The following is a 15,133-nucleotide window of genomic DNA, read 5'->3' as shown; positions in this document are numbered from 1 at the left end:
GCAAGGCCGGACTTCGACCGGCGGCGGCCCCCGCACCGCCGCACAGGCGCCCCACCTGCACCGGCGTACGCCGGAAGCGGGCGTTGTGAACCTCGCGCGGCTCCCTGTGACAGGGCTGTGACAGTCGGCGGACAACGCGATGAAACTGCCGCGGCAGAGTTTCTGGCACCGGGTGGGAAAGACGGCCCGGGACGCAGCTGAACGAGCCGGCTCTACCGACGGGGGGCGCGAGATGAACACACTGCACAGCACCGCCAACAGCGCAGTAATCACGCGGCTCCACGATGTCGTACGGGCCGGGGAGAAGTCCGGTGCCGCGATCGGGCGGGGGTGCGCTCGCGGCACCGGACGTCAGCGCCAGACCGCGTTCTTCGTGACGCCGGTCGAGGCCGTTGACACCGTCGTGGGGGGAAATGACAGGGGAAGCGACGGGGGAAGCGCGTACGGGGAGGTCACGGAGGAGCGGAGCGCCGCGTCGCCGGCGGTGGACAGCGAAGCCGAGTTCACCGCCTACGTCCAGGAGCGCCGCGCCTCCCTGTACGCCACCGCCTACCACCTGACCGGCGACCGTCACGAGGCCGAGGACCTGCTGCAGAGCGCGCTGTTCTCGACCTACCGGGCGTGGGACCGGATCAGCGACAAGGGGGCGGTCGGCGGGTACCTGCGCCGCACGATGACCAACCTGCACATCAGTGCCTGGCGTCGGCGGAAGCTGAACGAGTACCCGACCGAGGAGCTGCCGGAGACGGCCGGCGACACCGACGCGATGCGCGGCACCGAGCTGCGCGCCGTGCTGTGGCAGGCGCTGGCCAAGCTGCCCGAGACGCAGCGCACGATGCTCGTCCTGCGCTACTACGAGGGCCGGACGGACCCGGAGATCGCCGACATACTGAACATCAGCGTCGGCACGGTGAAGTCGAGCATCTGGCGTTCGCTGCGGCGGCTGCGCGAGGACGAGGTCCTCAGCTTCGGCCGCGACCAGGAGGAGTCCTTCGGCGAGCTGGTGGCCTGAGGGACCGGCCCGAGGGGGGCCGGAAAACGGGGGAGAACACGGGGGAAGAAGGAGCGGGAACCGGCAGTCGGGGGGTCTGCCGATTCCCGCTCTTTCATGCTGTCCGCTGGATGGCCTGCGCCCTACGCCGCCCGCGCGTCGGCCCCGTCCGCCGCCGCTATCCGGGCCAGCGCCTCGGGCTTCGCGCAGGCGTACGCGCCCAGGGCGGTCTGCCGCGCCACCACCGACCGCTCGGCGCGCAGCAGCCGCAGCCCCCGGCGCACCAGATACCCCGCGGGCTTGCGGGCCTCGCGCAGGTCCCGCAGCAGCCGCCGCCGGAAGGTCGTGGTGGCCCTGCCGCGCAGGCACAGCGCGTCGGCCAGTACGCCCGCCGCCCGGCAGCCCGCGACGATCTCCGCCGCGAAGATGCCCTCGGCGATGAAGAGCGGCGCCCCCGCGAGCTCCAGCTTGCCCTCGCCGACCCGGGAGCTGCTGGCGAGGTCGTAGTCGGGGACGGCCGTGCGGCCCGTACGGCAGAGCTCCTCGACGGCCGCGAGCGCGGCGGCCGCGTCCCACGAGAGCGGCGAGTCCCAGTCGGCGCCGCCGCCGTCCGGGAGCTGCGGCAGGGAGGCGTCCGTGCCCTCCTTGTAGAAGTCGTCCAGGCGCAGCACGGGCAGGCCGGTGCGGGCGGCGAGGGAGGACTTTCCGGAGCCGGAGGGGCCGGTCAGCAGGATGACGCGCGCGCACGGTTCACCGAGGAGAAAGCTCACGGGCACTCATTGTCCCGCATTCGCCCGTGTGAGCTACCCCGGCCGCACAAGGTGGAATGTGGACACATCCGTCAACTACTCTGCGCATCCGACCCATTACGTACGATCAGGACACCGGCGGCGGTGCGGTGGTCGGCATCGCCGCCGCCACGCGATCCCCAGGCAGGTGCTCATGGCCTCTCACGCACGTCCTCCCCACCAGAGCCGCACCGCGCGCGGGCTGCTGCTGCGCGCCGGGCTGGCGGTGTCCGTGGCGGGCGCCGCACTCGCCGTCGCCGCCCCGTCCGCCACCGCCGCCGACGGGGACGGGAAGTCCGACCCGGCGAGCCTGGAGGACATCCGGGCGGCCACGAAATCCACGGTCGGCGCGCTGAACCAGGCCACCGCGAGCGGCCTGGGCACGGTCAAGAACCTCCGTCTGAACCCCCTCGCGGGCACCGGCACCGACCCGCTGAACAACGCCGTCGGCACCCAGATCGCCGACTTCAAGCCGATCAGCACGGCAGTCCTGACCGCCCCGCTGGCCAGTGGCGCGTCGCTGAGCCAGCTGCCCGTGGTGGGCCAGCTGACGCAGGCCCTGCCGGGATAGCCCGGCGGCTTACACGAAAGGGCGCCCGCAGCCGTCGGTACGTACGTACGGCTGCGGGCGCCTCACGTGCGCCGTGCGGCGTCCTCAGACGCCCATCGGGTGCCAGACCGTCTTGGTCTCCAGGAAGGCCAGCATGCGGCCGGTGCCGGGGTCTGCGGACCAGTCCACAGCCTGTGGACGCAGGACGCGCTTCAGGTTGTCGGCCGCGGCGGTTTCCAGCGCGGTCGCCTCCGTCGCGTCGCCGGACACGCCCGCGAGGTCGATCGCGTTGACGTCCTGGTGCGCGGCCAGCGGCCCGGCGATCTCCGCGGTACGGCCCGACAGTACGTTCACCACGCCGCCCGGCAGGTCGGAGGTGGCCAGCACCTCGGCCAGGGAGAGCGCGGGGAGCGGGGCTTGCTCGCTCGCCACCACCACGGCGGTGTTGCCGGTGACGATCGCCGGCGCGATCACCGAGACCAGCCCCAGGAACGAGGACTCCTGCGGCGCGAGGACGGCCACCACGCCGGTCGGCTCGGGCGTGGAGAGGTTGAAGTACGGGCCTGCGACCGGGTTGGCGCCGCCCGCGATCTGGGCGATCTTGTCGGACCAGCCCGCGTACCAGACCCAGCGGTCGATCGCCGCGTCCACCTGCGCCGCCGCCTTGGACTTCGACAGCCCCTCGGCGTCGGCGACCTCCGCGACGAACTGCTCGCGGCGGCCCTCCAGCATCTCGGCGATGCGGTACAGGATCTGCCCGCGGTTGTACGCGGTGGCGCCGGACCAGCCGCCGAACGCCTTACGGGCGGCGACCACCGCATCGCGGGCGTCCTTGCGGGAGGCGAGCGGGGCGTTGGCGAGCCACTTGCCCTTTCCCGCCGCGTCAGTGGCTGATGTCGCTGTGGTCACCTCGTACACCCGCCCGCTCTCGGACCGGGGGAACTTGCCCCCGACGTACAGCTTGTAGGTCTTGAGAACTGAGAGTCGATCAGACATCGAGGTAAGCCTCCAGACCGTGCCGACCGCCTTCACGCCCGAAACCGGACTCCTTGTAGCCGCCGAAGGGCGAGGCCGGGTCGAACTTGTTGAACGTGTTGGACCAGACGACGCCCGCGCGCAGCTTGCCCGCCATCCAGAGGCTGCGGGAGCCCTTCTCGGTCCAGATGCCCGCCGACAGGCCGTACGGCGTGTTGTTCGCCTTGGCCACGGCCTCCTCGGGCGTACGGAAGGTCAGCACCGACAGCACCGGGCCGAAGATCTCCTCGCGCGCGATGCGGTGCGCCTGCGTGACGCCGGTGAACAGGGTCGGCGCGAACCAGTACCCCTCGCCGGGCAGTTCGCAGGCCGGTGCCCAGCGCTCGGCGCCCTCGGCCTCGCCCGCTGCGGCCAGCTCCTTGATGCGGCCGAGCTGCTCGGCGGAGTTGATCGCGCCGATGTCGGTGTTCTTGTCCAGCGGGTCGCCGACCCGGAGGGTCTGCATACGCCGCTTGAGCGCGTCCAGTACCTCGTCCTGGACGGACTCCTGGACCAGCAGCCGGGAGCCCGCGCAGCACACATGGCCCTGGTTGAAGAAGATCCCGTTGACGATCCCTTCGACCGCCTGGTCGATCGGCGCGTCGTCGAAGACGATGTTCGCGGCCTTGCCGCCCAGCTCCAGGGTGAGCTTCTTGTCCGTGCCCGCGACCGTACGGGCGATGGCCTTGCCGACCTCGGTGGAGCCGGTGAAGGCGACCTTGTTGATGTCCGGGTGCGCGACCAGCTCGGCGCCGGTCGAGCCGTCACCGGTCAGGATGTTGACGACGCCCTTGGGGAGCCCCGCCTGGCGGCAGACGTCCGCGAAGAAGAGGGCGGAGAGCGGGGTGGTCTCGGCGGGCTTCAGGACGACCGTGTTACCGCAGGCCAGCGCCGGGGCGATCTTCCACGCCAGCATGAGGAGGGGGAAGTTCCAGGGAATGACCTGCCCGGCCACGCCCAGCGGCTTCGGGTCGGGCCCGAGGCCCGCGTGGCCGAGCTTGTCGGCCCAGCCCGCGTAGTAGAAGAAGTGCGCGGCGACCAGCGGCAGGTCGGCGTCGCGCGACTCCTTGATCGGCTTGCCGTTGTCCAGCGACTCCAGCACCGCCAGCTCGCGCGAGCGCTCCTGGATGATGCGCGCGATCCGGAAGAGGTACTTGGCGCGCTCGGCACCGGGCAGCGCGGACCACTTCTCGAACGCCTTGCGCGCGGCCTTCACGGCGCGCTCGACGTCCGCGGCGCCGGCCTGCGCGACCTCGGAGAGGACCTCCTCGTTCGCGGGCGAGACGGTCTTGAAGACCTTGCCGTCGGCCGCCTCGGCGAACTCGCCGTCGATGAACAGGCCGTACGACGGGGCGATGTCGACGACCGCGCGGGACTCGGGCGCGGGCGCGTACTCAAAAATCTGCTTGTCCATTGCCATGGCTCTCAGTCCACCGTCACGTAGTCGGGGCCGGAGTACCGGCCGCTGCTGAGCTTCTGGCGCTGCATCAGCAGGTCGTTGAGGAGGCTGGACGCGCCGAAGCGGAACCAGTCCGCGGTCAGCCACTCCTCGCCCAGCGTCTCGTTGACCATGACCAGGTACTTGATCGCGTCCTTGGACGTGCGGATGCCGCCGGCCGGCTTCACGCCGACCTGCACCCCGAGCTGGGCGTGGAAGTCGCGTACGGCCTCCAGCATCAGCAGGGTGACCGGGGGAGTGGCGTTGACGCCCACCTTGCCGGTGGAGGTCTTGATGAAGTCGGCGCCCGCGAGCATCGCGAGCCAGGAGACGCGGCGGACGTTGTCGTACGTCTGGAGTTCGCCGGTCTCGAAGATGACCTTGAGGTGCGCGGCGCTGCCGTCCGCGCGGACGCAGGCCTCCTTGACAGCCTTGATCTCCTCGAAGACCTCCAGGTACCGGCCGGAGAGGAACGCGCCCCGGTCGATCACCATGTCGATCTCGTCGGCGCCGGCCGCGACCGCGTCCCGGGTGTCGGCGAGCTTCACCGGCAGCGCGGCGCGGCCCGCGGGGAACGCGGTGGCCACGGAGGCGACATGGATGCCGGAGGCGCCGAGCGCGTCCTTGGCGGTCGCCACCATGTCCGGATACACGCAGATCGCGGCGACCTGCGGCACCGTGCGGTCCGTGGGGTCGGGGCTGACGCCTTTGGCGCACAGGGCCCGGACCTTGCCCGGGGTGTCCGCTCCTTCGAGCGTCGTCAGGTCGATCATCGAGATGGCGAGGTCGATGGCGTACGCCTTCGCCGTGTTCTTGATCGAGCGGGTACCGAGCGCGGCGGCGCGGGCCTGGAGCCCTACCGCGTCGACGCCGGGGAGTCCGTGCAGGAAGCGGCGCAGCGCCCGGTCGTCGGCGGTCACGTCCGCCATCGTCGCCAGACGCCCCGCGGCCTCTTTGCCGTATGCGGGAACTGTGGTGGGCATGGTCACGAGGGGAGCATATCTACGCGCGTAGTGACAGGACACCCCCGCCGTGGGGCCGTTGTGCATCGATGCCGGACCGCAACGTCCGAATGCCGGACTCTCGGGCACAATCGCCTCTATGACGAGCCCGGACAACTCCTCCAGTACGCCCGCGCAGTCCTACGCGGACCGCAGTTACCGGTCGCCCGCCGCGCTTGTCGGCGGCGTCCTGCTGCTTGCGCTGCTCGCCTGGCTGGGCATTGACGCGCTGGTGCATGGCGCGGGGCGCACCCGGCTGTTGGCGGTGGCGGGGCTGGTGTTTGCGGTGCCGCTGGTGGCCGCGTTTACGTTGCGGCCGGTGGTCCGTGCGAACGAGGAGCGGCTCACGGTGCGGAATCCGTTCCGTACGATCGTGCTGCCTTGGGGCGCCGTCGAGGACCTGCGCGCGTCCTTCTCGTGTGAGGTCTTCACGGCGGATACGAAGTACCAGCTGTGGTCGATCCCGGTCTCGCTGCGGCAGCGCAAGCGGGCGAATCGCGCGTCTGCGAAGGCCGCGGGGGCCGCTGGGCGCGGCGGGGAGCCGGTCGAGGTGCGGCGGGCTTCGGCGGATCAGGCGCTGGATGAGCTGCGGGAGTTGCGGGAGCGGGGCGCGTCTGGGGAGGCGCCACGGGGGGCCGTCTCGGTGCGCTGGGCGTACGAGGTCATCGCGCCGATCGTGGTCGGCGGGGTCGCGTTGGCGGTACTGGTCGCGCTGTAGGCGCGGCGGGAGGGAAATGTGCCCCGGACCCGCCCCTTCCCGAAACCGGGGGCTTCGCCCCCTGGACCCCCCTGATCGCCCTGCGGGCTCGTCCTCAAGCGCCGGACGGGCTGGATTTTCCAGCCCGTCCGGCGATTGAGGACCGGGGGTCCGGGGGCAGCGCCCCCGGTTTTCGGGAAGGGGCGGGGCCGGGGAGAAAAACCCGGCGGCCCGCCCCCCCCGGGCGATCAGAGCCCGGCGGCCGCCGACAGGTCCGCCTTCACCGCGACCAACGCCGCGTCCGCCGTGCGGCGCGCCTCCGGGAGGTCCTCCCGCGACGCGACCGGGACCACAGCCTCCAGGTAGCACTTGAGCTTCGGCTCGGTCCCGCTGGGCCGGACGACGACTCGGCCTGCGGCGACGGAGCCCGCCCCGGACAGCGTGTACCGGAGCCCATCCGTCGGCGGAAGCGCGTCCGTGCCCTGGGACAGGTCCTCCGCCGCGGACACCGCGAGGCCGCCCAGCGTGGTCGGCGGCTGCTCGCGCAGTCGGCGCATCGCATCGGCGATCACCGACAGATCCTCGACGCGTACGGAGAGCTGATCCGTGGCGTGCAGCCCGTGCTGCACGGCCAGGTCGTCCAGCAGATCGGTCAGCGTGCGGCCGTCCCGCTTGAGGACGGCCGCGAGCTCGGTGATCAGCAGGGCGGCCGTGATGCCGTCCTTGTCCCGCACCCCGGCGGGGTCGACCGCGTACCCGAGGGCTTCCTCGTACGCGTACCGCAGGCCGTCGACGCGGGCCAGCCACTTGAAGCCGGTCAGCGTCTCGGTGTACGGCAGGCCGGCCGCCGCGGCGATCCGGGAGAGCAGCGAGGACGAGACGATCGTCGTGGCGAGCGTGCCCTGGGCGCCCGAGCCGACCACGTGGGCGGCGAGCAGCGCGCCGACCTCGTCGCCACGCAGCATCCGCCAGCCCGAGGGCGTCTCCGGGGCCGGTACGGCGACGGCGCAGCGGTCCGCGTCCGGGTCGTTGGCGATGACGATGTCGGGGGCCTGGGCGGCCGTACGGGCCGTCTCGAAGGCCAGGTCCATCGCCCCCGGCTCCTCGGGGTTGGGGAACGCGACCGTCGGGAAGTCCGGGTCGGGGTCGGCCTGCTCGGCCACGACCACCGGTGCCGGGAATCCGGCCCGCTCGAACGCGGCCACCAGGACGTCGCGGCCGACGCCGTGCATCGGCGTGTAGACGACGCGGGTGTCGCGCGGCGTGCCGGGGGTCAGGACCGCCTCCGTACGGGCCAGGTAGGCCCGCAGGACGTCCTCGCCGAGCACGTCCCAGCCGTCCTCGGGGCGCGCCACGTCGGCGAGCGGGCCGACCGCGGCGATGCGGGCCGCGATCTCGCCGTCGGCGGGCGGCACGATCTGCGAGCCGTCGCCGAGGTAGACCTTGTAGCCGTTGTCGCGGGGCGGGTTGTGGCTGGCGGTGACCTCGACGCCGGCCACCGCGCCCAGGTGGCGGATCGCGAAGGCGAGTACGGGGGTGGGCAGCGGGCGGGGGAGCAGCGCGGCCTTCAGGCCGGCGCCCACCATCACCGCGGCGGTGTCCCGGGCGAAGTCGGCGCTCTTGTGGCGCGCGTCGTAGCCGATGACGACCAGGCCGTCGCCCCGGCCCTGGTCCTTGAGGTACGCGGCGAGCCCGGCCGCGGCGCGGATGACGACGGCGCGGTTCATCCGCATCGGGCCGGCGCCCAGCTCGCCGCGGAGCCCCGCGGTGCCGAACTGCAGGGTGCCGGCGAACCGCTCCGCCAGCTCGTCGGTGTCCTCGGTCGCGATGAGCTTGGCCAGCTCTTCGCGGGTCTCCGGGTCGGGGTCCTCGGCCAGCCAGACCTTCGCCCGGCCGGCCAGCTCCTCGGGGACGGTTGCCACGGTGATGCTCCTGCCTGTGGGTGCGTGAGGGGTGCCTGTGGGTGCGGTGCGGGTGCGGTACGGGGCCGGGGCGTGCGTGCCCTACGGACGGGCCGGCGTGCGCCCTGGTTCCCTTCCGGGGATACCCGCGTGCGGCGCGTACCCAGGCGTACGGGGACGGCGCGCGCCCAGGCGTACGGGGGCGGCGCGTGCCCAAGGCGTACGGGGCGGCGCGTGCCCCGGTTCGTCACCCATACCCCGCGCCCGGTGCGGACGGCGGGAACCGGCCACACCGGCCGGTCCCGTGCCGAACGGGTCAGATCTTGGTGAGCACCTGGCCGAGCAGGCTGCCCATGCGGGTCGCGGAGTCGCGGCCGGCCTGGAGCACCTCTTCGTGGTTGAGCGGCTCGCCGGTCATGCCCGCGGCGAGGTTGGTCACCAGGGACAGGCCCAGCACCTCGGCGCCCGCCTCACGTGCGGCGATGGCCTCCAGCACGGTGGACATGCCGACCAGGTCGGCGCCCAGCGTACGGATCATGCGGATCTCGGCGGGGGTCTCGTAGTGCGGCCCGGGGAACTGGGCGTAGACGCCCTCCTCCAGGGTCGGGTCGACCTCCTTGCACAGCGCGCGCAGCCGCGGCGAGTACAGGTCGGTCAGGTCGACGAAGTTCGCGCCGACGATGGGGGAGGTGGCGGTGAGGTTCAGGTGGTCGCTGATGAGGACCGGCTGGCCGGGGCGCATGCCCTCGCGCAGGCCGCCGCAGCCGTTGGTGAGCACGATGGTCTTGCAGCCGGCGGCCACGGCGGTACGGACGCCGTGCGAGACCGCCGCCACTCCGCGGCCCTCGTAGTAATGCGTCCGGCCGAGGAAGACCAGTGCGCGCTTGTCGCCGAGGGCGTACGAGCGGATCTTGCCGCCGTGGCCCTCCACGGCCGGGGGCGGGAAGCCCGGCAGCTCGGTGACGAGGAATTCGTGCTCGGGCTCGCCCAGCGCCTCGGCGGCCGGGGCCCAGCCCGAGCCCATGACCAGGGCAACGTCGTGGGTCTCGGCGCCGGTCAGCTCGCGGAGGCGGTCGGCGGCGTCTGCGGCGGCGGTACGGGGGTCGCTCGCCAGGTCCGGGGTAACTGATGCGTTCACGCGGACGAGAGTAGCCGGTAATCGCCTACGCGCGTAGATGTGTCTCGTCACGGACCTGCGGTGGTCCCTTTTGTGTCTTCCTATGAACCGGGCCCCGTCAGCCCCTCAACAAGGCCGTTTCCGCAGCTCCATCACGTAGTCGTGGGGCGCGCCGGCAGATTCCGCGGCGTCGGCGATCTCACCGAGGTACCGGGCGGAGGGCAGCCCGCCCTCGTACCCGTTCAGGACGTACAGCCAGGCCGCCTCGTCGCCGTCCAGGGTGTGCACCCGCACCCGCATCCGGCGGTATATGTCCATCCCGACGCCCTCCCAGCGGTCCATCGACTCCTCGTCCATCGGAGCGATGTCGTACAGCGCGACGAAGACCTGGGAGCGCGGCGCCTCCACGAGCGTGGCGAGCGCGCCCTCCCAGCCCATCTGCTCCCCGCCGAAGGTGAGCCGCCAGCCGTTCAGCCAGCCGGTGCCGCGCAGTGGTGAGTGGGGAGCGCGGCGGGACATCAGCCGCGCGTCGAGGTTGCCGGCGTAGGCGGCGTAGAGCGACATGGGTCAGAGAGTACGGGAGGGCGGGCCGCGTCCCGTGGATCCGCCGGGGCCACCGCGTCCGGCCTGCGGTCATGAGGCGCGCGGTCCGTACGGCGGCCCCCACGCTGACCGCGAGAGGAGCGTGCGAGACAATGGAGTACGTGACTCGGATCGTGATCATCGGTGGCGGACCTGGCGGCTACGAGGCGGCGCTGGTGGGCGCCCAGCTCGGCGCGGAGGTGACCGTCGTCGACTGCGACGGCCTCGGCGGCGCATCGGTGCTCACCGACTGCGTGCCTTCTAAGACCTTGATCGCGACGGCCGAGGTGATGACCACCTTCGATTCGTCGTACGAAGAGCTCGGCATCATCGTCGAGGACGACACCCCGCACATCGACCGCCCCGCGCGCGTCGTCGGCGTGGACCTCGGCAAGGTCAACCGCCGTGTGAAGCGCCTCGCGCTCGCCCAGTCCCACGACATCACCGCCTCCGTCACCCGTGCGGGCGGCCGGGTCGTGCGCGGCCGCGGACGGCTGGAGCCGGGCCAGGCCACGGACGGCTCCCGCAAGGTCACGGTGACCGCCGCCGACGGTACGGAGGAGACGCTCACCGCCGACGCCGTACTGATCGCCACCGGCGCCCACCCGCGCGAGATCCCCGACGCGCTGCCCGACGGCGAGCGCATCCTGAACTGGACGCAGGTCTACGACCTGGACGAGCTCCCCGAGGAGCTCATCGTGGTCGGCTCCGGTGTGACCGGCGCCGAGTTCGCCGGCGCGTACCAGGCCCTCGGCTCCCGCGTCACCCTCGTCTCCTCCCGCGACCGCGTGCTCCCGGGCGAGGACCCGGACGCCGCCGCCGTCCTGGAGGACGTCTTCCGCCGCCGCGGCATGAACGTCATGTCCCGCTCCCGCGCCGCCTCCGCCAAGCGCGTCGGCGACCGCGTCGAGGTCACCCTTTCGGATGGTCGGACGATCTCCGGCACGCACTGCCTGATGGCCGTCGGCTCGATCCCGAACACCGCCGGCGTCGGTCTGGAGGAGGCCGGCGTCAAGCTCAAGGACTCCGGCCACATCTGGACCGACAAGGTCTCCCGCACCTCGGCGCCCGGCGTGTACGCGGCCGGCGACTGCACCGGCGTCTTCGCGCTCGCCTCGGTCGCCGCCATGCAGGGCCGTATCGCCATGTACCACTTCCTCGGCGACGCGGTGGCCCCGCTGAACCTCAAGACGGTCTCCGCGAACGTCTTCACCGACCCGGAGATCGCCACGGTCGGTTACAGCCAGGCCGACGTCGACAACGGAAAGATCGACGCCCGCGTCGTGAAGCTGCCGCTGCTGCGCAACCCGCGCGCCAAGATGCAGGGCATCCGCGACGGCTTCGTCAAGCTCTTCTGCCGCCCCGGCACGGGCATCGTCGTGGGCGGTGTGGTCGTATCACCGCGCGCGAGCGAACTGATTCATCCGATATCGATCGCGGTCGACAACAACCTGACGGTCGAGCAGATCGCCAGCGCCTTCACGGTCTACCCCTCCCTCTCCGGCTCGATAGCCGAGGTCGCACGGCAGTTGCACACACGCAAGAGCGCCGGGGAGTGAGTCCGGGCGTCCGTCGCGAACACATTCGCACGGACGCCCGCCCTATATCACTCGCGGGTACCGCAGACGAACAACTTCCGATAATTGGTGCAACCTGCTGAAAACAGACGGTCGTTGGCGTTACTGTCAGTTTCGTGTTCGCTGCAGAACGTCGCCAATTGATCCTTGAAATGGTGCGAGCGAACGGAGCGGTTTCGCTCCGTGAGCTCGCCCGTGTCGTCCAGACCTCAGAAGTGACCGTACGGCGGGACGTGCGGGCACTGGAGGCCGAAGGACTGCTCGACCGCCGGCACGGCGGTGCGGTGCTGCCGGGTGGCTTCACCCGCGAATCCGGCTTTCCGCAGAAATCCCATCTAGCAACCGCGGAGAAGACGGCCATCGCCGATCTCGCCGCGGGCTTCGTCGAAGAAGGCGAAGCCATTGTCGTCGGCGCGGGGACGACCACACAGGAGCTGGCCCGCCGGCTCGCCCGGGTCCCGGGGCTGACCGTGGTGACCAACTCCCTGCTGGTCGCCCAGGCCCTGGCGCACGCCAACCGCGTCGAGGTCGTGATGACCGGCGGCACGCTCCGGGGCTCCAACTACGCGCTGGTCGGCAGCGGCGCCGAGCAGTCCCTTCAGGGGCTGCGGGTGTCCCGTGCCTTCCTGTCGGGCAGCGGCCTGACCGCCGAGCGCGGACTCTCCACCTCCAACATGCTCTCCGCCAGCGTCGACAGAGCGCTGGTGCAGGCGGCGGCGGAGGTGGTCGTCCTCGCCGACCACACCAAGCTCGGCACGGACACCATGTTCCAGACCGTGCCGACCGATGTCATCACCCGCCTGGTGACCGACGAGCCACCCGGCCACGACGACCGTGCCGCCACCGAACTGCAGGCCCTGGCCGACCAGGGCGTACAGATCACGGTGGCCGGCGGGGCCGCGGCCGCGGCCGCCCAGGGCCAGGGAGGCGCGGAGGGTACCCCGGCGGCCGACCGCCGGGGGCCGAGAAGGGAGGTACCACTGCCCGGTCAGCGCCGCAGCCATCCGACGGCGGGGCCCGGCGCCGCGCCACAGCTGCGCTCGGCCCCACTGACCGCCGATCCACAAGGCGGCCGGGTCGCCGACCTGGCACCGCGCAGGCGCTGAGCACTGGGAACCGCGGGGTCCCAGCCGCTCGGCACGCGCTGCCGCCTCACAACCGAATGCGCACGCCGCTCACAGCAGAGTTCGTACGCCGTCGCTCACCGGCCGGCCTTCAGGCCGGTCAGGGTGAGTGTCAGCAGCCGGTCGGCCAGTTCCGGGTCGTCCGGTGACTCCTCGGCGGCCAGCGCGATGCCGTTGGTCAGCTGCATCAGGTCGCGGATGTCCACATCGGGCCGTACGGCACCGGACCGCTGGGCGCGGGTGAGCAGCACATCGCCCGCCTCCCGCATCGGTCGGCTGCACCGCGCCAGCCCGGAGCTCTCGTCGGCCGGCGCCGCCATCAGCGCGCGCGACAGGCCGCGGTAGGTACTGGCGTGCGTGATGATCGCGCGCAGCCACTCCACGAGCGCCGCGCAGGGCTGCGGCGCGTCCCCCAGCTCCCGCGCGCGGGACAGCAGGGCGTCCACCTCCCCCTGGAAGACGGCGCCCATCAGCGCGGTGCGGTTGGGGAAGTGGCGGTAGAGCGTCCCGATGCCGACGCCGGCGCGGCGCGCGATGTCCTCCAGAGAGGTGTCCGTGCCGCGCTCGGTGAAGGCCGTACGGGCCTCCGCCAGCAGCCGCTCGTAGTTCCGGCGCGCGTCGGCACGCATGGGGCGTGCGGCCGTGTCCTGCGCCGTGTCGGTCGCCATCGCCGTCCTCCCTGCTGTGATGGGTCCAGGATGCCACTGTCCGTACGACGCGAGTGCCCCGGTACGGGAGAGGCTCCCGGCACCGGTGGGTGCGGGAGCCTCTGAGACCGGTCGGCGGACCGGTCGCCCGTTCAGTCCTTGATCTCGCAGATGACGGCGCCGGCGGTGAGCGAGGCGCCGACCTCGGCGGTCAGCCCCTTGACGGTGCCGGAGCGGTGCGCGTTCAGCGGCTGCTCCATCTTCATCGCCTCCAGGACGACGACCAGGTCGCCCTCCTTGATCTCCTGGCCCTCCTCCACCGCGATCTTCACGATGGTGCCCTGCATGGGCGAGGCGAGCGCGTCGCCGGAGGCGGCGGAGCCGGACTTCTTGGATGCCTTGCGCTTGGGCTTGGCGCCGCCGGCGACCGCGGCGCGCGCCAGCGGCATGCCGAGCGAGGCCGGGAGGGAGACCTCCAGGCGCTTGCCGCCGACCTCGACCACGACCGTCTCGCGGGTGTCCGCCTCGGCCTCGTCCGCGCCGGGCGCGGTGAACGGCTTGATGTCGTTGACGAACTCGGTCTCGATCCAGCGCGTGTGCACCTGGAACGGCTCGGCCGAGCCGGTCAGCTCCGGCGCGAACGCCGGGTCCTTCACGACCGTCTGGTGGAAGGGGATGGCGGTGGCCATGCCCTCGACGGTGAACTCGTTCAGCGCACGGGCGGCGCGCTGCAGCGCCTGCTGGCGGGTGGCGCCGGTGACGATGAGCTTGGCGAGCAGCGAGTCCCAGGCGGGGCCGATGACCGAGCCGGACTCCACGCCCGCGTCCAGGCGCACGCCGGGGCCGTTGGGGCCCTCGAACTTGGTCACCGTGCCGGGGGCCGGGAGGAAGTTACGGCCCGGGTCTTCGCCGTTGATGCGGAACTCGAAGGAGTGCCCACGCACCGCCGGGTCCTCGTAGCCGAGCTCCTCGCCGTCGGCGATGCGGAACATCTCGCGGACCAGGTCGATGCCGGTGACCTCTTCGGTGACCGGGTGCTCGACCTGGAGACGGGTGTTGACCTCCAGGAAGGAGATCGTGCCGTCCTGCCCGACCAGGAACTCACAGGTGCCGGCGCCCTCGTAGCCGGCCTCCTTGAGGATGGCCTTGGAGGCGCGGTACAGCTCGGCGTTCTGCTCCTTGGAGAGGAACGGCGCGGGGGCCTCTTCGACCAGCTTCTGGTGGCGGCGCTGCAGCGAGCAGTCCCGGGTGGAGACGACCACGACGTTGCCGTGCTTGTCGGCCAGGCACTGGGTCTCCACATGCCGCGGCCGGTCGAGATACCGCTCGACGAAGCACTCGCCGCGGCCGAAGGCGGCGACGGCCTCGCGCACCGCCGAGTCATACAGCTCCGGTACTTCCTCCAGCGTGCGGGCGACCTTCAGGCCGCGGCCGCCGCCGCCGAAGGCGGCCTTGATGGCGATCGGCAGGCCGTGCTCCTCGGCGAAGGCGACGACCTCCTCGGCGCCGGAGACCGGGTCCTTGGTGCCCGCCACCAGCGGGGCGCCGGCGCGCTGGGCGATGTGCCGGGCGGCGACCTTGTCGCCCAGGTCACGGATGGCCTGCGGCGGGGGGCCGATCCAGATCAGTCCGGCGTCCAGGACGGCCTGGGCGAATTCGGCGTTCTCGGAGAGGAAGCCGTAGCCGGGGTGGATGGCGTCCGCGCC

At 72.0% G+C, this 15,133-nt stretch carries 14 protein-coding genes; 5 read left to right on the top strand and 9 right to left on the bottom strand.

The window, feature by feature from the left end:
- The first annotated feature begins 232 nt into the window (after nt 1-232).
- Nucleotides 233-1,012: a SigE family RNA polymerase sigma factor gene (locus AB0I82_RS29205; protein ID WP_363260396.1), complete on the top strand. Its 780-nt coding sequence runs from the start codon at nt 233-235 to the stop codon at nt 1,010-1,012.
- Nucleotides 1,013-1,134: 122 nt separating this feature from the next.
- Here AB0I82_RS29205 and AB0I82_RS29200 read toward each other — a convergent pair whose 3' ends face one another.
- The gene (locus tag AB0I82_RS29200) at nt 1,135-1,761 is read right to left on the bottom strand and encodes an ATP-binding protein (protein ID WP_363260395.1); all 627 of its coding nucleotides are present in this window, start codon (nt 1,759-1,761) and stop codon (nt 1,135-1,137) included.
- Nucleotides 1,762-1,933: 172 nt separating this feature from the next.
- On the opposite strand from AB0I82_RS29200, the gene AB0I82_RS29195 reads away from it, so the two are divergent.
- Nucleotides 1,934-2,350 carry a hypothetical protein gene (locus AB0I82_RS29195; RefSeq protein WP_363260394.1) on the top strand — a complete coding sequence of 139 codons (417 nt, stop codon included), beginning with the start codon at nt 1,934-1,936 and terminating at the stop codon, nt 2,348-2,350.
- Nucleotides 2,351-2,434: 84 nt separating this feature from the next.
- Here AB0I82_RS29195 and AB0I82_RS29190 read toward each other — a convergent pair whose 3' ends face one another.
- From AB0I82_RS29190 to deoC, 3 genes are read right to left on the bottom strand one after another with little or no spacing between them, the layout of a single operon-like run.
- Nucleotides 2,435-3,325, bottom strand: a complete 891-nt coding sequence (locus AB0I82_RS29190) for an aldehyde dehydrogenase family protein (RefSeq protein ID WP_363260393.1) — start codon at nt 3,323-3,325, stop codon at nt 2,435-2,437.
- Nucleotides 3,318-4,757, bottom strand: a complete 1,440-nt coding sequence (locus AB0I82_RS29185) for an aldehyde dehydrogenase family protein (RefSeq protein ID WP_363260697.1) — start codon at nt 4,755-4,757, stop codon at nt 3,318-3,320. Before AB0I82_RS29185 ends, AB0I82_RS29190 begins: the two co-directional genes overlap by 8 nt.
- 11 nt (nt 4,758-4,768) lie before the next feature.
- Nucleotides 4,769-5,764, bottom strand: coding sequence for a deoxyribose-phosphate aldolase (gene deoC, locus AB0I82_RS29180; protein ID WP_363260392.1), 996 nt, complete (start codon nt 5,762-5,764; stop codon nt 4,769-4,771).
- 118 nt (nt 5,765-5,882) lie between these two features.
- On the opposite strand from deoC, the gene AB0I82_RS29175 reads away from it, so the two are divergent.
- Complete coding sequence (locus AB0I82_RS29175; protein WP_363260391.1) at nt 5,883-6,500, top strand: PH domain-containing protein; 618 nt, start codon at nt 5,883-5,885, stop codon at nt 6,498-6,500.
- Nucleotides 6,501-6,727: 227 nt separating this feature from the next.
- Here AB0I82_RS29175 and AB0I82_RS29170 read toward each other — a convergent pair whose 3' ends face one another.
- The 3 genes from AB0I82_RS29170 to AB0I82_RS29160 all read right to left on the bottom strand — a co-directional run bounded on the left by AB0I82_RS29170 (nt 6,728) and on the right by AB0I82_RS29160 (nt 10,061).
- Nucleotides 6,728-8,401, bottom strand: a complete 1,674-nt coding sequence (locus tag AB0I82_RS29170) for a phospho-sugar mutase (protein WP_363260390.1) — start codon at nt 8,399-8,401, stop codon at nt 6,728-6,730.
- 295 nt (nt 8,402-8,696) lie between these two features.
- Nucleotides 8,697-9,518: a purine-nucleoside phosphorylase gene (locus AB0I82_RS29165; protein WP_363260389.1), complete on the bottom strand. Its 822-nt coding sequence runs from the start codon at nt 9,516-9,518 to the stop codon at nt 8,697-8,699.
- 105 nt (nt 9,519-9,623) lie between these two features.
- A complete protein-coding gene (locus tag AB0I82_RS29160; RefSeq protein ID WP_030254019.1) occupies nt 9,624-10,061 on the bottom strand; it encodes a gamma-glutamylcyclotransferase in 438 nt (145 codons plus the stop codon).
- A gap of 131 nt (nt 10,062-10,192) precedes the next feature.
- Between AB0I82_RS29160 and AB0I82_RS29155 the strand changes: the two genes are divergently transcribed.
- Nucleotides 10,193-11,638 (top strand): NAD(P)H-quinone dehydrogenase, encoded by a 1,446-nt coding sequence (locus AB0I82_RS29155; RefSeq protein ID WP_363260388.1) that lies wholly within the window; start codon nt 10,193-10,195, stop codon nt 11,636-11,638.
- A gap of 134 nt (nt 11,639-11,772) precedes the next feature.
- Nucleotides 11,773-12,762, top strand: coding sequence for a DeoR/GlpR family DNA-binding transcription regulator (locus AB0I82_RS29150; RefSeq protein WP_351590913.1), 990 nt, complete (start codon nt 11,773-11,775; stop codon nt 12,760-12,762).
- Nucleotides 12,763-12,857: 95 nt separating this feature from the next.
- Here AB0I82_RS29150 and AB0I82_RS29145 read toward each other — a convergent pair whose 3' ends face one another.
- On the bottom strand, nt 12,858-13,409 hold the full coding sequence (locus tag AB0I82_RS29145) for a helix-turn-helix domain-containing protein (RefSeq protein WP_363260696.1): 552 nt from the start codon (nt 13,407-13,409) through the stop codon (nt 12,858-12,860).
- A 170-nt stretch (nt 13,410-13,579) separates the two neighbouring features.
- On the bottom strand, nt 13,580-15,133 hold a 1,554-nt coding region (locus AB0I82_RS29140), incomplete at its 5' end, for a biotin/lipoyl-containing protein (protein WP_363260387.1).

It is taken from the genome of Streptomyces sp. NPDC050315 (genome assembly GCF_040655775.1).
In the GTDB taxonomy this organism is placed as follows: Bacteria; Actinomycetota; Actinomycetes; order Streptomycetales; family Streptomycetaceae; genus Streptomyces.
This window is presented reverse-complemented; position numbering and strand designations above follow the sequence as displayed.

Excerpts from the sequence above, each read along its gene's own strand:
- AB0I82_RS29205 (WP_363260396.1), top strand. The coding sequence starts at position 233 with ATGAACACACTGCACAGCACCGCCAACAGCGCAGTAATCACGCGGCTC.
- AB0I82_RS29195 (WP_363260394.1), top strand. The coding sequence starts at position 1,934 with ATGGCCTCTCACGCACGTCCTCCCCACCAGAGCCGCACCGCGCGCGGG.
- AB0I82_RS29190 (WP_363260393.1), bottom strand. The coding sequence starts at position 3,325 with ATGTCTGATCGACTCTCAGTTCTCAAGACCTACAAGCTGTACGTCGGG.
- AB0I82_RS29185 (WP_363260697.1), bottom strand. The coding sequence starts at position 4,757 with ATGGACAAGCAGATTTTTGAGTACGCGCCCGCGCCCGAGTCCCGCGCG.
- deoC (WP_363260392.1), bottom strand. The coding sequence starts at position 5,764 with ATGCCCACCACAGTTCCCGCATACGGCAAAGAGGCCGCGGGGCGTCTG.
- AB0I82_RS29175 (WP_363260391.1), top strand. The coding sequence starts at position 5,883 with ATGACGAGCCCGGACAACTCCTCCAGTACGCCCGCGCAGTCCTACGCG.
- AB0I82_RS29160 (WP_030254019.1), bottom strand. The coding sequence starts at position 10,061 with ATGTCGCTCTACGCCGCCTACGCCGGCAACCTCGACGCGCGGCTGATG.
- AB0I82_RS29155 (WP_363260388.1), top strand. The coding sequence starts at position 10,193 with ATGGAGTACGTGACTCGGATCGTGATCATCGGTGGCGGACCTGGCGGC.
- AB0I82_RS29145 (WP_363260696.1), bottom strand. The coding sequence starts at position 13,409 with ATGCGTGCCGACGCGCGCCGGAACTACGAGCGGCTGCTGGCGGAGGCC.